The 867-nt window shown below is 56.5% G+C and carries 2 protein-coding genes; both read right to left on the bottom strand.

The features are described 5' to 3' along the window. Positions 1-348 (bottom strand): lysozyme (locus ADK28_RS25190; RefSeq protein WP_048796964.1); only part of this gene is annotated, 348 nt, incomplete at its 3' end. Further along, positions 345-656 (bottom strand): phage holin family protein, encoded by a 312-nt coding sequence (locus ADK28_RS25185; protein WP_028127738.1) that lies wholly within the window; start codon positions 654-656, stop codon positions 345-347. The genes ADK28_RS25190 and ADK28_RS25185, both read right to left, overlap by 4 nt. Positions 657-867 lie beyond the last annotated feature (211 nt).

Here is an 867-nt window from a genome sequence, read left to right as displayed (position 1 = left end):
GGCCGCCCCCTGCCGATCGCCGGCGTTCAGCCGGCGCAGCAGCGTCGAGTTCTCCAGCGCGCGCAGGCCCAGGTTATAGGCGAAGCTCACCAGCGCATCGAACTGCCCCTGCGTGATCGTCACCGCCACCAGCCGTTCGACGCCCCGTTCGAATTGGGCGACACCGCACACCAGCAAACGCTCGGCCGTTGCGACATCGATCGCCATGCCGGCCCCAACTTTTCGTCCCGCTACCGGTTGAGTCCACCCGTAGCCGATGGTCCAAACGCCGACCGAGTCCTGATAAGCCTGCAAACGCAGGCCTTCGAAACGCTTAATCAGCGCCATGCCATCATCACTTATCTTCATTGGTTTCCTCCTGACGCTTTATTGAGAAATCGGCGTTCCAATGCCTTGATCAGCGATGCTCCCGACCACCCCGCCATGCCGCATACGCCGCCCATCACCTCCGAAGGCCAGTCGTAATGCAGCGCAATCATCACCATGGTCAAGCCGGCGAAAATAGAGACGAACAGCTGCAAAAACAGCGTCCTCCAGCTAAAGGTTTCGCCGTTCAAAACCTTGAAGGAATAGCTGGCGATCGCCCCCAGCAGCGTCATGCCGAAAGCAAGCAGCATTGAAAGGATGTTTGGTTCATTTTTCCAAGGCATAATCATCACCCTCCCCTTACCGGGGCATAGCCCGATCGTCGGGAGTCATGGAAAAGAGCGGCTAAATGCGGCGCCCCTCTCCGTCATTCCTGTTCCATTTAAATAAGCGGCCATTTACGCTGTCGAAAATGGCTTATCCATTCTGCTCAACCTGAGAAGAGAAATAAGGATTGCGCCGTTTTATAAATGAGAAGGATTAGCCTCCCGCCGTGATCAT

This window comes from Serratia sp. 506_PEND (genome assembly GCF_001076875.1).
Lineage (GTDB): Bacteria > Pseudomonadota > Gammaproteobacteria > Enterobacterales > Enterobacteriaceae > Serratia > Serratia marcescens.
This window is presented reverse-complemented; position numbering and strand designations above follow the sequence as displayed.